The organism is Candidatus Lokiarchaeum ossiferum (assembly GCA_025839675.1).
Lineage (GTDB): Archaea > Asgardarchaeota > Lokiarchaeia > Sigyniarchaeales > Promethearchaeaceae > Lokiarchaeum > Lokiarchaeum ossiferum.
In genome coordinates this window covers 1,020,664-1,036,046 of the sequence record CP104013.1, presented here as the reverse complement: position 1 = coordinate 1,036,046, position 15,383 = coordinate 1,020,664, and the positions used below count along the sequence as shown (strand labels likewise).

General features: G+C 34.0%; 17 protein-coding genes. 6 read left to right on the top strand and 11 right to left on the bottom strand.

What is annotated here, in order from left to right:
- Positions 1–19: 19 nt before the first annotated feature.
- From NEF87_RS04190 to NEF87_RS04180, 3 genes are all read right to left on the bottom strand, one after another.
- Entirely contained in the window at positions 20–379 is a 360-nt protein-coding gene (locus NEF87_RS04190) for a diguanylate cyclase (protein ID WP_457918776.1), read from the bottom strand.
- 96 nt (positions 380–475) lie between these two features.
- Complete coding sequence (locus NEF87_RS04185) at positions 476–1,252, bottom strand: CoA-transferase subunit beta (RefSeq protein ID WP_457918775.1); 777 nt, start codon at positions 1,250–1,252, stop codon at positions 476–478.
- Positions 1,252–2,298 carry a CoA transferase subunit A gene (locus tag NEF87_RS04180; protein WP_371805143.1) on the bottom strand — a complete coding sequence of 349 codons (1,047 nt, stop codon included), beginning with the start codon at positions 2,296–2,298 and terminating at the stop codon, positions 1,252–1,254. Before NEF87_RS04180 ends, NEF87_RS04185 begins: the two co-directional genes overlap by 1 nt.
- Before the next feature lie 704 nt (positions 2,299–3,002).
- Between NEF87_RS04180 and NEF87_RS04175 the strand changes: the two genes are divergently transcribed.
- From NEF87_RS04175 to NEF87_RS04165, 3 genes are read left to right on the top strand one after another with little or no spacing between them, the layout of a single operon-like run.
- Positions 3,003–3,764: a hypothetical protein gene (locus NEF87_RS04175; RefSeq protein WP_371805142.1), complete on the top strand. Its 762-nt coding sequence runs from the start codon at positions 3,003–3,005 to the stop codon at positions 3,762–3,764.
- 31 nt (positions 3,765–3,795) lie between these two features.
- A complete protein-coding gene (locus NEF87_RS04170) occupies positions 3,796–4,344 on the top strand; it encodes a hypothetical protein (protein WP_371805141.1) in 549 nt (182 codons plus the stop codon).
- A gap of 43 nt (positions 4,345–4,387) precedes the next feature.
- Positions 4,388–5,053 (top strand): hypothetical protein, encoded by a 666-nt coding sequence (locus NEF87_RS04165; protein ID WP_457918774.1) that lies wholly within the window; start codon positions 4,388–4,390, stop codon positions 5,051–5,053.
- Between the two features lie 68 nt (positions 5,054–5,121).
- Here NEF87_RS04165 and NEF87_RS04160 read toward each other — a convergent pair whose 3' ends face one another.
- The gene (locus tag NEF87_RS04160) at positions 5,122–6,312 is read right to left on the bottom strand and encodes a radical SAM protein (protein WP_457918773.1); all 1,191 of its coding nucleotides are present in this window, start codon (positions 6,310–6,312) and stop codon (positions 5,122–5,124) included.
- Between the two features lie 311 nt (positions 6,313–6,623).
- On the opposite strand from NEF87_RS04160, the gene NEF87_RS04155 reads away from it, so the two are divergent.
- Both NEF87_RS04155 and NEF87_RS04150 read left to right on the top strand, forming a co-directional pair.
- Positions 6,624–7,967 (top strand): GTPase domain-containing protein, encoded by a 1,344-nt coding sequence (locus NEF87_RS04155; protein WP_371805137.1) that lies wholly within the window; start codon positions 6,624–6,626, stop codon positions 7,965–7,967.
- Between the two features lie 24 nt (positions 7,968–7,991).
- Positions 7,992–8,825: an A24 family peptidase C-terminal domain-containing protein gene (locus NEF87_RS04150; RefSeq protein ID WP_457918772.1), complete on the top strand. Its 834-nt coding sequence runs from the start codon at positions 7,992–7,994 to the stop codon at positions 8,823–8,825.
- Between the two features lie 44 nt (positions 8,826–8,869).
- On the opposite strand, the gene NEF87_RS04145 is transcribed toward NEF87_RS04150, so the two are convergent.
- From NEF87_RS04145 to NEF87_RS04120, 6 genes are all read right to left on the bottom strand, one after another.
- A complete protein-coding gene (locus NEF87_RS04145) occupies positions 8,870–9,661 on the bottom strand; it encodes an ATPase domain-containing protein (RefSeq protein WP_371805135.1) in 792 nt (263 codons plus the stop codon).
- A gap of 147 nt (positions 9,662–9,808) precedes the next feature.
- Complete coding sequence (locus tag NEF87_RS04140) at positions 9,809–10,858, bottom strand: tRNA dihydrouridine synthase (RefSeq protein ID WP_371805134.1); 1,050 nt, start codon at positions 10,856–10,858, stop codon at positions 9,809–9,811.
- Between the two features lie 78 nt (positions 10,859–10,936).
- Positions 10,937–11,695 carry an MBL fold metallo-hydrolase gene (locus NEF87_RS04135; RefSeq protein WP_371805133.1) on the bottom strand — a complete coding sequence of 253 codons (759 nt, stop codon included), beginning with the start codon at positions 11,693–11,695 and terminating at the stop codon, positions 10,937–10,939.
- A gap of 175 nt (positions 11,696–11,870) precedes the next feature.
- The gene (locus tag NEF87_RS04130; protein WP_371805132.1) at positions 11,871–12,548 is read right to left on the bottom strand and encodes an MBL fold metallo-hydrolase; all 678 of its coding nucleotides are present in this window, start codon (positions 12,546–12,548) and stop codon (positions 11,871–11,873) included.
- A gap of 80 nt (positions 12,549–12,628) precedes the next feature.
- Positions 12,629–13,465 (bottom strand): hypothetical protein, encoded by an 837-nt coding sequence (locus NEF87_RS04125; RefSeq protein WP_457918771.1) that lies wholly within the window; start codon positions 13,463–13,465, stop codon positions 12,629–12,631.
- A gap of 189 nt (positions 13,466–13,654) precedes the next feature.
- Positions 13,655–14,023 (bottom strand): roadblock/LC7 domain-containing protein, encoded by a 369-nt coding sequence (locus NEF87_RS04120; RefSeq protein ID WP_457918770.1) that lies wholly within the window; start codon positions 14,021–14,023, stop codon positions 13,655–13,657.
- 248 nt (positions 14,024–14,271) lie between these two features.
- Here NEF87_RS04120 and NEF87_RS04115 point away from each other — a divergent pair, with 248 nt between their 5' ends.
- The gene (locus NEF87_RS04115) at positions 14,272–14,829 is read left to right on the top strand and encodes a PAS domain-containing protein (RefSeq protein WP_457918769.1); all 558 of its coding nucleotides are present in this window, start codon (positions 14,272–14,274) and stop codon (positions 14,827–14,829) included.
- A 62-nt stretch (positions 14,830–14,891) separates the two neighbouring features.
- Here NEF87_RS04115 and NEF87_RS04110 read toward each other — a convergent pair whose 3' ends face one another.
- The gene (locus tag NEF87_RS04110; RefSeq protein ID WP_457918768.1) at positions 14,892–15,311 is read right to left on the bottom strand and encodes a hypothetical protein; all 420 of its coding nucleotides are present in this window, start codon (positions 15,309–15,311) and stop codon (positions 14,892–14,894) included.
- Between the last annotated feature and the right edge of the window lie 72 nt (positions 15,312–15,383).

The following is a 15,383-nucleotide window of genomic DNA, read 5'->3' as shown; positions in this document are numbered from 1 at the left end:
CGCTTCTTCTTCAATTCCATTAGTTCTTTCGAATATAATGTGGCATGTTCTTTGGTAATACGAGACTCAATTCCACCAAACCGCGAAATTCTCCATTTTCATACCATGGGGTCTGGTAAATGAGTTTTTTTTGCCCATTTTTTTCAATTGTATAAGCATTTGTTTCATGGGATTTTAGTAGATCTGTTAATTTTGCTTTCGCTGCCGGGGGATGACAATCCAAAACATTTTTTCCAATCAAATCGTCTTCTTTTCCTTTAAGAAACGTGCTTTCGGATTTTTTATTCATGTGCAATATTTTTCCATCTTGATCACTAAGTGTGATGGCAAAATTCACTTCATTATCCCATGGGATGCATTTTTTTGGGGAGGTATTCATGAGTGATTGAATTCTTGCCCAAATGTAAAACTTGGGATTTTAAAACAGTCTAAATAGCACTAAAATACCAAAAAAAAAGTAAGGAGAAGAAAAATATTACTTTCCTACAGCCATCCCTTGAGGATCCAATTCTCTTAAGAGGGCGACTTCTTCCTTTGTTGGAGGTGTAGTTGTTTGGATTTCATCAGGAATGATAACCTCAAAACTGAGATTATTCTTGATATCTTCAATGGTCACCCCAGGATGAATTTGTTCCACTTTCATGATTTTAGTCTTTTCATCAAACCCATAAACTGCTAGTTGAGTGATAACTTTGACTGGTCCTCCATTAGCGGGAAGTCCTGCCCTTTCTCGGGCTCCCGGGCCATCTAAATATCCTGGGCTCGTTATGAAAGATACTTTATCCACAAAATTACGCTTGGATTGTCGCATGACTATAAAGAAATTTTGACTGAGGGATGCTACATCATTTCCTCCGCCAGATCCAGGTAATCTGACTTTAGGTTTATCCCATGTATTGCCGATAAAGGTGGTGTTTAAATTTCCATATTTATCGATCTCTGCTCCCCCCAAGAACCCATAGTCAACCCATCCATTTTGGCAGAATGACATATTGTCATGCATAGTGCTAATGGAAATGGCACGATGGCCTGTTCGAGAATCTCCAACAGATATAGGCAAGGATTTCAGTTGTGTGCCAATAGATCCTGCTTCAAAAATCATGAGTAAATTGGGAGCATGGGTTCGTTGAGCAAACATGGCTGCGATCATGGGAAGTCCTGTACCTACAAAAATAGAACGTTCATCTAACAATAATTTTGCGGCAGTTACTGCCATAAGATGAGTTGCAGTATAGTAGTTTTCCTCGCTCATTATTTCTTGCCTCCTGTTTTTCCAAGCTTACGATCTAGCCACGGTGCTTTCACTTCCGCTCGATAATGTTCTACTTCTTCTAAAAATTTCATTCGTTCTATTCCACCATTTAATTCAAGATATTCTTCAAAATTTTTCACGCCATAAACATATTTATCAAACCATTGTGTCAATCCTTCTTCAGTTGGGGAAAGATCTAACCACTCACTGATTGCTTCTTCGTCTGAGTAATAATATCCTGGAAGATTTGATGGGTGAGCCCCATATTTTACTTGTACTACTGCATCGACGAAGAATCCTGGTATTACCGTCCGTTCTGGATTTTGTCTAATAACCTCATTGTCAATGATTTCTTCGGTTGTAATGATCAATCGACGGGCTGATCGGGCGAGCTCAAAGTCTTCTACAATATATCCGTCATATAAACAATTTCCAAATTTATCGCATCGGGGAACGTGGATAATAACTATATCGGGATTTGCCGAAGGTACTAAGCAAATCGGTTTTTTAGTCCATGGATCTTCAATGACTTTTGCGGAAGATTTCCTAAAAGTATCAGATCCGAGCATAGTTCGGGTTGGAATAAATGGAACACCCATCATTCCTCCTAAAAAGCGCCATTGGTGGCCTGCATTGCTTATTTCAGAAGTCACTTTCACCTTACCAGACTGTACAGCTTGTCTTCCACATTTTGATAATCCACGCATTTCATGCCCGAAAGAATATGCTACTTCTACTTTACTAATTATTCCGCCGCCTATCATTACATCAATATCATGACATCCTGTTTTCCCAAGCATAGTCAAATTACGTTTTTTTTGGCGGATCATTTCAAAGATTGCTGCCATACTTACTCTTACATGGCCAAATCCTCCCATGGCAATAACATCTCCGTCGTTTACATATTTATCGACTGCTTCTGTCAGTGTCGTTTGCTTATCTTTAATGGCCCGGGATTTTTGTTTCATCCACGCCCGATTTTCGTCCGGATCATGCCACCCTACTAATTCTCCTTCGCCTTCCGCGAGGATTTTCACTTTTTGCATTTCCACTTTTGATCAACTTTGAAAAGGTTTTTACTAGTAATTTTACTGAGAAGTTAAAAACTGTTTCGCTTCTCTTACATCTCGGAATTCTCGGATGATCAAAAATCGACTTTATGAATTATTGTATTTCTGAGAATAAAAAGACAATATTGCAAAACAAGCATAAAAAAAAGATAATGAAATGAAAAAAAATACTAGACGAGCTTTCGTTTTATAGTTTTTTCAATTAAATCAATCGGAGCTTCTTCATATCTCATAAGAAGTTCATTTAAGCGAAGGACATCATGTTTCTTCGCTTCCTGCGACTTGAAAAGTTTGGAATATTTCTGCACTTTTTTTTCCTTCGATGATAGTTCTTATGTATACCAAAAAAGCAATCATATTTATAGAACTATTTTTGGAAAAAATCGTCGAATATTTCTAAAGTAAACCTGTTTAATGAATGCAATAGATGGGATTGTATGCGTCGGATATAAACTCCAACTATCTTTTGTTAGATTTGATGTAAAAACACATAATGTTTCTTATATGATTCTTTTTTGGAATTTTTCTTATAATGCAGATACAAATAGTGTAGATTATTCCTCTCTATTAGTAAAAAGTGAAGGATTAAGATATATTATTGAGATATTACATGCTGTAATATAGATAAATCGTTTAGATTTGCATAATCTCAAAAAATATAACATCCGGTGTTAATTTCAATGGCTGAGCAATCCCAAAACGTACAGGGCCTCAAAACTATGCTGAAAGGTAAAGACCAAGGTGCTGGAAGCTCTGTAAAGGATCAAGTAAAAGCGGCTTTGTTGAAAAACAAGCCCCAAGCACAAGGTAGCACAAATACTGCTGCTAACTCTATGGCACAACAGATCGCCCAAGCCCAAGCTCAAACTAATTCTCAATCAACCTCTGGAGCAGTAAATAATTCAAATGCAGCAACAGGACCAATGCTCACAAAAATTGAAAAAACAGTTGATTCTATCAATGAAGTCCATTCTACTATGGAAAGCTTGAACAAGAATATGAATATGTTTGTGGATTTATTCAATCGTCGTGGAGGAAGTTTAGCCAGTGGTGGAGATAGTGGTTCTGTTTTACCTACTGGGGATTCTACAGGTAATTCGGCTGGTACTAAGTCTAATGGAATGGGTGGGATTGCTAGTGCTGCTAATGCTGCAGGTATGGCGGGTGGACAAGATGCAGTTACTACACTTCTTCTAACAAATCTTTTGAAGAAAAATGATAATGAAAACGAAGAAAAACTTTCTACTTATGAAAAAGGGTCCAAGGAATACTTAGATTTATTAATTAAAAAACTTGATAAATTTCAACACGAATATGAGTTATTGCAATACTTATTTGAACCGAAAATGTTTGGAGGGGGTATGCAACCGACAAACGATGATCAAGGAAATTCTGCATGGCTCGCAGGTTTTATGTCTATGATGATGAATAAAAAACGATAAAATCTTCTACTCTCTTATACGGTGTGCTATGATGTCAAAAAAAATAACTGGTCTGCAAAAATCACGGGAAAATAAGCAATTATTGATGAGTGAACTGGAATCCCTCGAAGATAAGTTGCGTATGTTAAGTTCTAAAGCAGAAAATACCAGGAAACGCACCACAACAAAACGTCAAAATAATCAAAATCTCAATAGTATTCTGGATCGATGGAAAGATGTAAATGCACAACCTCCTCCAGATACCTATGAACCTCCCGTTCAAGAACCTCCAACTCCCCCTCCAGAACAAGTACGAGTTGAACAACCGATGTCTTATATGCCTGACACCTCATATCTCTTACCGGCATGTACAGAGTTGGAAAAATCTGTCTTAAAACAAATAAAAATGTGCATACAATTCATACTTTCCCATACATCCAAGACGGATCCAATGTTAATGACATTGATTTCTGGGACAAATGATTCTGTCGATGATTATGAAAAGCTATATACCCAACTTAAATTAATGGTCTTCATGGAAAAAATGGGGAAAGGCTCATCGCGTAACGAACTGATGGCTTTTGTATTTTCCAGTCTATAATCTGCGATACATCTTTCTCTGATTGAAAATGAGATGATTACTTATGGAAAACGATTTAACTGATGATGAAATTAAAACTCGAATTGCATCTAAAGTTAAGAAGTTGTATGCGAAGAAAAAGAAGAAATATACTTGTGAATTTTGTGGAACCGGGTTTGATAAGCGAGATTTTCTTGTTAGCCACATGAAAATTCGTCATCCAGATGATTATGATCTAAAATATGGAGAGACAAACTATGCTCAAATTAGTCCGAATCTCCTTGCACAAATGGCTCCAAAAAAAGATACTTCCCCTCAAAGTGTGTCACCACCCATACAAACCCCAATTTCGAATCTTTCTGCTTCTGCTTCAACTCCACAATCCCAATCACCTGCCACATCAAATGTAACTCCTTTACAATTAGATCGTTTATCTCAAGAATCTACCACAATGAGGCCTCCAATGCCTGCACCCCCTTTGATGCGTCCTATTACAAATTCATCATCTTCAACTCCTACACAACCTCTTTCTATGGAATCGGTTAATGTAGATTTTTCAAATCAAACAATTCCTCCAATTTCGATGGCTGAAATTAATGCCAAGTTGGATCAAATAAATGCAGGAATGGGACGTACTGTAAAAATTATGGGAGATAACATGAAAACTCTTAATAAAGAATTAAGATATCTGATTTGTGAATATAAATCACCTTTTATTATATTCGATTAAGGGTGAAAAAAATTTCTTGGTAAATTTGTTAGGATCTACCTTAGGAAAAAAGAATTAAATTTATTGCATTAATATCCTATAACACGTTCTCCAAAGAGCATGTTTTGATAACATCTTAAACATCCCCGGAAAATCCCATCAGGGCTGTTTTTTAATTCTTTCCTGAATTTTTTTGCCCTTTCTCCTGTAAAAATTTCGTTGAACGAGTTTTCTTTGATATTTCCTATTTTATATTCATTATAATCTGCGCAAAAATGAACATTACCATTATAGTCAATGTTTGCTTGCGACCATGGTACGGGGCAATTTTTCCTGACAACAACTTCTGGATTTGCGTAGTACTCAGTAATTTTCTTCGGATTAATGGCTGGAACCGTAATAATAGGATATCCATTTTTCATTGCATGGATTTTTTCAAGAATTATGTTGAATTTATCTCCATCAATACCTTCGTTGTATCCCGTATTATAGGCCTCCAAGCAGCGACTCTCAACACCCAATTTTTCGCGAAGTTCTTTTTTATGGGTTTCCACAATTTTATCATTGGTATATGTTCCTAAATTAATAATGTGCCATGATAAGCCAAAATTTTTGGCTGCTTCTGCTAATTTGTCTAAATAAAGATAGTTTTTATTACTAACCGTTGTGACAATGCCCATATGAGGGAGGTGTTTACCTTGTTTCTTCTTTTCTGCATTGATTGCTGCAAAACCATCAACAACCCTTCTATACGATCCTTTTCCTCGAATTTCATCATTGATATCTTCAAAGCCATCTAATGATACAAATAATGCTGGCCACTCGTCTCTAACGATTTGCTCTGCGTGTTTGGCTAAGAATGTGCCATTTGTGTTCACAGATGCAAGACATTTATTTTTGACAGCATATTGAATTAATTCCATAAAATCAGGGTACATAAATGGTTCTCCTCCCCAAAAATATAATGCTGGATGATGTCCTTTAATTTCATCTATGAGTTCTTTATACCGTTGTACTGGGACTATGGTTTTTGCTTCTTCTGCCGCAAACTTACCTTTTAATATCCCTTTATCTCCTCTTTGACCACACATAACACAATGCAAGTTGCAAAGTGGGGTAATTCGAAAATAGAGTAATGCCACCTTCCCTGCATTACCTCGATATAGTCTTCGATCAATTCTTTTGGCTTTATATTGTCTTGCAAATGAATATAGGGCATATCTTGCTAATCTTGTATCTTTAGCTAATAATTTTGGAATAATCGAATAATTCTTTTTCATGAGAATACCCTTAAAATAGTTAAAATTGAAAATAAGAAATTTCTTGATGTCTATCTATTGCGCTTTAGATATTTGTGAAGACATTCATTTATTCAAATAATCAATCACTTATGTTAATATTTTAGTTTATGGTTAAAAGTTTAACAGTTTTTCCTATTTTCATTTTACCAAGAAAAAATGACAGTAAATAAAATTTAATTTTTGAATTGACGTGGTTTTATTTTAGTTTTGTTGGAAACTTTCTTGGAATTTCTTTAAAACAACTTTCCAACCATAATTTTATATTTATAATTTTTCGATACAACCTTAGTATGCCCTTAGGTCTTGCATTAATTACTGTAAAAGAAACACCTCCCTCGAACAAGTTCAAAGGATTTTTAGATAGTTCTTATCCGAAAGAATTCAATATATCACGTGGTTTAATCCAAAAGATCGTAAATATTATCACTGGAACGGATAGTGAAGACGAGGGTGTATTAGAATTAAAGTATAATGACAAAATTATTTTGGTAAATACAAAACATATCTATGGTACCAATGAAATTGAATTGATTGTGTTAATATTAGCTGCTGATGAGACCAATACTGTGAAAGAATTTTATGGTTTATTAGCCGATCAATTAGAATCATTTTATAATCGGAATAAACGAGATCGGGCTCTGACTTTTTCAGAATTCGCCAAACTATTTTATCAACAACAAGCTTCTCGAAAATTATTGTTTATTGGATTTCCTTCAGCAGGAAAAACGTGTATTAAAAAAGCATTCTTTGATGGTGTAGATCCTAGCATATTACTTGGACAAGCTGCACCAGAACCGACTCGTGGATTAGCCCATTTTGTGTATTCATGGCTCGATGCAGAAGTAGGTATTGTGGATTCTTCTGGCCAAGAATTTGAATCATATGTTTCTCCTCAGAATAGTTTTGAACGAATGATCGCTTTTGAAGAATCTGATATCGTAATATATATTTTTGATGTAAAAAATTGGGAAGAAGAGCGAGAAAAGGTTCTTGGAAATTTGGATAGTATTATAAATGCCAAAAATTCCACCGCGGCAAATGCAACAATCTATGCTTTTTGCCATAAGATTGATTTACTTGCTGGAACAAATCAAGAGAAGGCAAAACAATTCTTGGAAATCAAACAGATCTTGGATAATGACTATGGGATCAAAACAATATTCACTTCGATTCAACCCGAACTAATTCACACTCTATTTAGATCAATGCAAATTATCTTGAATGATCTATCAAAAGTAGGTAATTCCATAGAAGATTTTTGCAATGATGTAATTAAAGATCAAGCAAAAAGTGCCATTTTTCTTCTAAACGATGATAATGTCGTAATCAGCCAAAAAGCCACTGCAGATATGGATTTGGATGATATTTCTCATATTATCAACCTTGTTAAAAATCAACAGTCCATTTTAAAAGAAACACCTGGTTTTGGTGAAATGGATTATTCTGTGATACATACCAAAACGAATATGGCTTTAGTTGTAAAAGCAGTCAATATTCTTAAATATGGGGTATCTTCGGTTGCTTTTCTCAGCCAAAATGTCACCGGCAAAACTTTAGGTGAATTAATTGAGAAGTTGGATAAACGGCTTTCTTTCGAGTCGCGAAATTCTCTGGCTATGGATAAAAACGAATAATTTCATATGATGGTGTTGGAAGATATGCTAACTCTGAATATTCTTTATTGGATTCAATTTTCTGTGTGTTTCTTAGTGTTAACTGTTGCAACCTATCAAGATATCAAAGAACGTTTGGTCTATGATTGGATTTGGTATATTGGCGGAACAATTGGAATCGGATTGCATATTCTTGGTTTTATATTCGTTCCTAATTATTATTGGTTATCTCTTATTATTAATTTGATTGTCGCAATAATATTTATTGGCATTTGCATGATCCCAAAAATTTTTGGTGGAACTTTTTTAATGGGACCTGCAGATTTAATTGGAATTTTTATCATTGCTTTGATTTTTCCTTTTCATTCTCCTTTGGTGCACTATTCTCGTGTGAATTTATATATTGCACCCTCCATTTTTGCTGTTTTAACAAATACTTTTCTCATTTTTGCTCTTTTTCTATGCTATCTTGGAGTATCCAATTATTTTTTGTATAAAAAAGTATTAAAAAATTCAAAATCCTCCACCACATGGTTTCAAGAATTTTCTCATTTATCACGAGGAAAGAAATTGCTTTTATTTTTGTTAGGGAGACGAATTTCTGTTGAAAATCTTGTTGATTACAAGTTTGTAAAATTACTCGAAGATTATAATGAAGATGATGAATCCTGGGAAGCTATTTTTGATCTAAGTTATGAAGATGAATATACTCATGAAGAAATGAAAGAAATTTACATGGATTTTCATAAATTGGGATTGCAAGAAATTTGGATTAGCCCGATGGTTCCTTTGATAACACTTTTTCTGCTAGGGGTAGTGGTTACATCGCTAGGCGGAAATTTATTATTTCAAATTCTGGAACTTATCTTTTTCAGATAGAAAATTTAATTTTACTTAAAATTGAAAAAAAAGGAAAATATCGTTCAAAACCCTAAACTTTCTCCCAAAATTTCAATACCGCTTGAGGTAATCCGCATACTTAAAGCTTTTTCGTTGAATGCTGTTCCTCGCATTTTGAAAATCGTTAACGTTCTTGCCATATTCATTGAACCACTTTCACCTCTGCGGTAATTGACTCGAATAACTCCACTCCCCACAAATTCTTCTAATGAAAACCCTTCTTCTTTGGGCAACTCTGAAAGAACCATTGCAGTGGTTTTTGATTCTCGTAATATTGTGAAAATTCGTAAAAATTCTCGTCGGCTGATGAATTCGGTTGGAAATAATAATCGCAAAGAACTGATTGGATCTATAACAATTCGCTTTGCTTCAATTAATGAGATTGAATCGATAATAGTCCCCACAAAATTTTGAATCATATTGATATAAGTTTGTTCTTCCAAAGTTAAACCATCTAGTGGAAAACTGGGTGAATCATAATCACTCGATTGTTTGGACCACACATTAATATTTACTAAACGTTCAAAAGAAAAGTCTACAAATTTGAACTTTCCTTCTCGCTCTAAACTTGCAAAATCCCATCCAAAAGGTTTGGTGTTTGATAAAAATTCGTCTTTAGATTCCCCCAAAGACACATAAATACCCGGATCTCCAAATTTTGTTATTCCCTCATATAAGAATTCTGCAGCAAGAATTGTTTTTCCGCACCCGGGACCACCCGAAATTGTGCACACTGTACCTTTTGGCATTCCTCCATTTAAGGCATCATCCAATCCAATAATTCCCGTCGGTGTTTTTTCTGAGCTACTGTTCATCGTGAAATTTCCCATTTTTTTTTTATAAAGATGTCCTATGAAATTACATTTCCTTACTCCTATGAAAATATCCTTTAAGGAATCTTTTAGAAAATTTCCCAGAAATTTTGTATAAATTCGTAATTAAAATAAAAGCTGAAAAAAAGCCTATAGATGGGTTATTTGTCCTTGTTTGAAATCATCTTCAATCGCTTGCCCATAAATATAATCTCGAATTTCATTGATATCCATAATTTTTGAGATTTTCTCACGAACTCGCTTGTATCCTGGAATCCCTTTGATAAACCAGATCGTTAATCGACGCAACTCGGCGACTTTAAATCGATCTGTGTTCCAAAATCTGGAACTATTGGAGATAAATTCGTCATCCATGCGCAAATATTGGCGAATCGTATCAAAATCGTGATAATCAGGAAACATAATTTCATCTTCACCCTTGCTAATGGCTTGTTGGTTTTGCCAAATTTTTGAAAAAACCGCAGGATCCGACATTGCAGCTCTTCCTATCATCACAGCATCACAATTGGTCTGGTCTTTCATTTTTTTATAGGATTGATAATCATATACATCACCATTTCCGACAATCGGGATATTTAATTGTTCCTTTACTTGACGGATTATTTCATGATTTGCAGTACCACGATATTTTTGACTGACAGTTCTACCATGGAGAGTGAGAAAAAGAATTCCACTGTCCTCCAATTTTTTACTGATCTCTAAGATATCCGTTTCATTTTCATATCCTAAGCGGGTTTTTAAGGATACTGGAACATGAGAGTATTTCATGCATGTCTCAACTACATTTTGTAAGCGAGTAATAGATTTATCTCGATGAAAATCCCGAAGAAGACCTCCTCCTCCTCCTGATTTCATTGTATGGGGAGCAGGACAACCTCCGTTGATATCTAAGACATCAAAATTGTATGAACTTAAAAAATCCAATGCTTTTTTGATATGGTCTGGATTTCTTCCACTCGCTACAATTTGAACGCTGGAAGGTTTTTGTTTTTCAATATGTTCTAAATGGGGGATAGCGGTTTTTGGAGCTGCAGCAACTTGTTGAACAAAGATCATGGGAGTTACAATCATTCCGACTCCCCCTTGTTGCATGATAAGATTCCTAAAACTGGGGGTCATAGTATCCATCATAGGTGCTAAGATTAAATCTGTTGGTAAATCTATCGAACCGAGTTTCATTTTGCGACTATTATTATTGTGAAATATAAAAAAAGAATTTTGTGATAATAGGAAAAAAGAAGAATATTTAGTAGACTTTCATATATAAAAGACATTTCCCTCTTTCATAATTTTGAAAGTAGTTTCTGGGTGATCTTTGGCGCAGTATTCTTTGAACGATTTTGGTTTAATCTCCCAATAATGCATTGGAATAACATATTCTGGTTCAATCACTCCAATTGCCTCTGAAGCTTCACTAAAACCCATCGTTTGCCTTCGATTGCCAATTGGTAGACATGCCACATCTATCTTCCCTTTCAAGTCTTCATATTCAGGTATATTATCTGAATCACCTGCATGAAAAATACGAATCTCGTGAATTTCAATAATATATCCGCACCAACCTTGGGTTTTGGCATGCATTGGTGAATTTCCAAGATTGTACATCGGTATTGCTTCTAAATTAAATCCCGCAATCGTTGTGTTTTCAAATGGATTTATTGCTGATACATTGAAAAAATTTTTATATGTTGCCATTGAATCTGGCCCAACATGTTCAGTTAAATTATTAGAGATCAAATTCAGAGCAGTTCGAGAAAAATGATCATAATGGGAATGGGTGATAATCACACCATCTGCAGGCTTATTTGCATAGATTTCAGGCAAATTATAAGGGTCAATATAGATACGTTTTCCATCAGCTTCTATCATGAATGCCGACTGTCCAAGATAGGTTATTTTTATTTTAGATTGAAGATCACCAACCGTAATTGCAGTAATCGTGGCTGTGGATATGACTAAAATCCCTATGCTTATAGCAATATGCTTCTTTGATAGTTTAGACAAGTTTATTTTCATAATTTCACAACTTAACAACGCTTTAGCTTCTTAATTTTAGGATTTTAATAAAAACTTAACTGCGAATTCAAACTGTGTTCATTTTTTTTAGAATTAGATTTCATGAAGACTGAAAATGAACTACTTTTTAGAAAATACAAGGGATGAAAAAAGAGGATGAAGATTAATTGGCTTCTTAATCTGCAATATCTAAAAGAATAACTTCTCGATTCGGTAGCTTTTCCTTAAGTTCTTTTGTAGCTTCTAAGTTCCCAATTCCTCTCCCAACGTGCATGGGGATAATAACTTTGGTTTGAATATTTTCTGCAGCTTGGACACACTCTTCCACATCCATGACATATTTTCCACTGACAGGAAGGAAAGCAATATCTACATCAATTTCTTTCATTTCGGGGATAAAATCCGCATCACCTGCGTGATATAGGGTTACTCCATCGATTTCTACTATCGGCCCGATATGGTTTGCTTCTTTTGGGTGAAATGGCATTCCGGGGGATCGGAAGCGATGCGAGTTGTAGGCAGGTATTGCAGTGATTTTTATATCTTCAATACTAAGTTTATCATAAGGATTTAGCTCTTTTACCTCCCCTTTAATTGGTATATCTTTTTTAAAAATATTTTGGCAAACTTTTGGTCCTATTAAAACGGTTTTCTCATTTGAAATGATGTTTATTGATTCTGGATGGCAGTGATCCATATGTTCATGACTGGAAATAATAATATCTGCTTTGGGATACTTCTTTTTCTCAAGTTGATATGGATCAAAATAAATGTTCTTTGTCTTTCCCATAACCATAAACGAATCATGACCTAACCACTGAATCTTAATATCTTTATATGAAAATTCTTTCATAATAATCATTTAAGAGTAAGCTTTCTCTGGTAAAAAAGGCTTATCTTTTCTTCCCACAATAGGAAAAGTAATTCAGTTATTCAATTCTCTTTGTATCTTATTACTGCTTCCCATTCGTTCTCTTTTATTTTTTCGAGAAATAGTAAATCTCCCATTAATTTTTGTTCCAGAATCTGTTGGGTTCCTTCTGTATTGGTTGGAAAATATAAACTAAATGAGATCAAATCGGATGAACCACGAATTTCATTTAATAATCTTGCATCTCTTCCCTTAATTTGAAAGGAAATGGTGGATTCGCCTGAAAATACAAAATTTCTTATCAAAATTATGGTATTCATAAATTTTATTGATCCTATCAAGGAACTTAAAGGCTTTTTATCTTTATTTTGATTCAATTGTGGATAGGAATTAATTTTTCTATTAAAATACAATGGTTTGGTATTAATTTCATAAAAATGGTCTGATTTTTTATTTAATTCGGGTAAAAGGTCTGAAAATGTATTGAAATATTCTTCTTCTTTATTTAAATGCTTCAAAACAAATTTAGTTACAATATTCAACTGATCCAAATGTATTTTTTTAAAATTATATTCTCCATTTGGCTTTATATCCCCAAATATTTCTTTGAAATAGAAATTCCTATTAACAAAAAACACATTCCATGATTTTCTCCCATTATTAGTATGAATGAGTTCCACTTGAATTAAATGGCATTTTGTGAATTCTGAAATGTCATAATTTGAAATAGAAGCCATTATATCGAATAAAAATTGGTCATCCACCATGCGAAACCAATCTTGCAGTGTGGAGTTTTTTTTTTCCAAGAATGGAGATAATAACGTAATTCGAGCAATTCGAAAGCGATTCTTCTCATAAATGTAGGCAATACCTAAGAGGTTATTTTTCGAATTACTCATAATATTAATATATCTTCAAAGAGCAAATAATGATGTTTTAGCAAAGAAATCAATTTTTTTTTTAAAATCTCGCTTAAATTTTTATTGAAAATCCTTTCTAATAGGTTACAAAATGTCTCATTGAAGGTTTTGATAAATATATATAGGATAAATTTGGAAAAAGGATGCAATATTTTTTTTAATATATCTCTAAATATTATTGGAAAGTTTTTTGATTTCCGAAATAAATGGTGTTAAGATGCTCATATTCATTTCCTCATGTTTATCTATCACAATTACTAAAAGTATTTCCTCCGTGCAAATTTCGCACAATAAATAATGTTCATCAAAACGAACGGTCAATTGCTCCACATTATGATTTCCAATTGAAATGCCTGCAGTTAGTGCTGCTCCCGCCATTGTAGCACACATCGCACAAAATTGACGTTTATCAATCGAATTTGGTAAATGACTCGTGATCAATATTCCATGGTTTGAAAAAAGTGCTGCTCCATAAATATTTGACATTTGACTAATATCTTTTAATACTTTTGTAATAGCATTTACTTGAAGATCCATAATTATCTTTTCCAAATCATACATTCGTACGCAATTTCTGCAGTACATTGGTAAAAGTTTTCTAAAATAAATATTTTTTATAGCTAATAGTTGTTGATTACCTGTAAATAAAATTGCCCTCTTTAGTCCTAATGTTTTTGCTGCTACAATTTGAGTGAGTCGAAATGTTAGGTTGTGAATATAATAAGAAAAATTTTCAACAAAATGATTTAGGTTCACATCAATTTACGTAGTTAGGAGAACTTTATTTGGTCGAAAAATTATCTTATTCCGAACTTGAAACCATTGTTGAACAATCCCCTATTCTGATTTGGAGATCTGATCTGAGTAAAAAATGTAATTATTTTAATGAAACATGGCTTAAATTTACGGGAAGATCTTTTGATCAAGAAATAGGTGATGGATGGACAGAAGGTGTACATCCTGATGATTTTGATGGATGTGTTGGAACATACATTTCGTTTTTTGAAAAAAAGGAAGCATTTGAGATGGAATACCGTTTGAAGAGGCATGATGGTGAATATCGGTGGATTTTTGATCGGTGTGCTCCTTTTTTTGATGAAAACGGTCTTTTCAAGGGTTATATTGGAAGTTGTGTAGATGTGCATGCGCGAAAATTAGCTGAAATCGAGAATAATAAGAAAATGAGTATTCTTGAGAAATATGTACCCATATGCTCATGGTGTTCTAGCGTAAGAAAAGATGATGGATATTGGGATCGAATTTCGGAATATTTGACTTCTGAACATGGAATTAAACTAACTCATGGAATATGTCCCAATTGTCAACGAAAATATGAGTCATAGGGTTTTAAAAAATAAATAGAAATACAAATATAATTTAACAAATAAGAGTTTTCTTTTTACTGCTATTTCTCATCAATGGATTCATAAGAATTAGCTGCTGCCAGATAGAATACTCCTGAAAGAATAAACGGGGGGCCGTAAATCATCCCTCCCAAAGAACCTGCTCTTATGCTTTCTACTAAATCATGGGTTCGGATTAATTTAGTTATTATTATTGAGCAGAAGAGTGCAATGCCGAAACTAATAAGTAAGATACCGCCGATTTTATACTTCTTCTTTATATTGAATATTATAAAACAAATTATCGCACTGAAAATTAAAATAAGGTTGGGTAAAAGCTCAATGTAAAATGTTTGAGGATCAGATGAACCAAGATCATCCGAAAACAAACTTGAAACACCGATGAGAATAAAAGTGCCACCAAAGAAGAGACATGCAAGTCCTCCAATGAGTTGTGCTGACCGAAGAACTAGTTTTCCCATATTAATTATATACTTAATCAAGGAATAAAAAAAGACTTGAATTATGGATATTTGTGAAAAAACTCTTAATCT

What these genes read in the sequence shown, in the direction of transcription:
- NEF87_RS04190 (WP_457918776.1), bottom strand. Translation starts at nt 379, where the DNA reads ATGAATACCTCCCCAAAAAAATGCATCCCATGGGATAATGAAGTGAAT.
- NEF87_RS04185 (WP_457918775.1), bottom strand. Translation starts at nt 1,252, where the DNA reads ATGAGCGAGGAAAACTACTATACTGCAACTCATCTTATGGCAGTAACT.
- NEF87_RS04180 (WP_371805143.1), bottom strand. Translation starts at nt 2,298, where the DNA reads ATGCAAAAAGTGAAAATCCTCGCGGAAGGCGAAGGAGAATTAGTAGGG.
- NEF87_RS04175 (WP_371805142.1), top strand. Translation starts at nt 3,003, where the DNA reads ATGGCTGAGCAATCCCAAAACGTACAGGGCCTCAAAACTATGCTGAAA.
- NEF87_RS04170 (WP_371805141.1), top strand. Translation starts at nt 3,796, where the DNA reads ATGTCAAAAAAAATAACTGGTCTGCAAAAATCACGGGAAAATAAGCAA.
- NEF87_RS04165 (WP_457918774.1), top strand. Translation starts at nt 4,388, where the DNA reads ATGGAAAACGATTTAACTGATGATGAAATTAAAACTCGAATTGCATCT.
- NEF87_RS04160 (WP_457918773.1), bottom strand. Translation starts at nt 6,312, where the DNA reads ATGAAAAAGAATTATTCGATTATTCCAAAATTATTAGCTAAAGATACA.
- NEF87_RS04155 (WP_371805137.1), top strand. Translation starts at nt 6,624, where the DNA reads ATGCCCTTAGGTCTTGCATTAATTACTGTAAAAGAAACACCTCCCTCG.
- NEF87_RS04150 (WP_457918772.1), top strand. Translation starts at nt 7,992, where the DNA reads ATGCTAACTCTGAATATTCTTTATTGGATTCAATTTTCTGTGTGTTTC.
- NEF87_RS04145 (WP_371805135.1), bottom strand. Translation starts at nt 9,661, where the DNA reads ATGAACAGTAGCTCAGAAAAAACACCGACGGGAATTATTGGATTGGAT.
- NEF87_RS04140 (WP_371805134.1), bottom strand. Translation starts at nt 10,858, where the DNA reads ATGAAACTCGGTTCGATAGATTTACCAACAGATTTAATCTTAGCACCT.
- NEF87_RS04135 (WP_371805133.1), bottom strand. Translation starts at nt 11,695, where the DNA reads ATGAAAATAAACTTGTCTAAACTATCAAAGAAGCATATTGCTATAAGC.
- NEF87_RS04130 (WP_371805132.1), bottom strand. Translation starts at nt 12,548, where the DNA reads ATGAAAGAATTTTCATATAAAGATATTAAGATTCAGTGGTTAGGTCAT.
- NEF87_RS04125 (WP_457918771.1), bottom strand. Translation starts at nt 13,465, where the DNA reads ATGAGTAATTCGAAAAATAACCTCTTAGGTATTGCCTACATTTATGAG.
- NEF87_RS04120 (WP_457918770.1), bottom strand. Translation starts at nt 14,023, where the DNA reads ATGGATCTTCAAGTAAATGCTATTACAAAAGTATTAAAAGATATTAGT.
- NEF87_RS04110 (WP_457918768.1), bottom strand. Translation starts at nt 15,311, where the DNA reads ATGGGAAAACTAGTTCTTCGGTCAGCACAACTCATTGGAGGACTTGCA.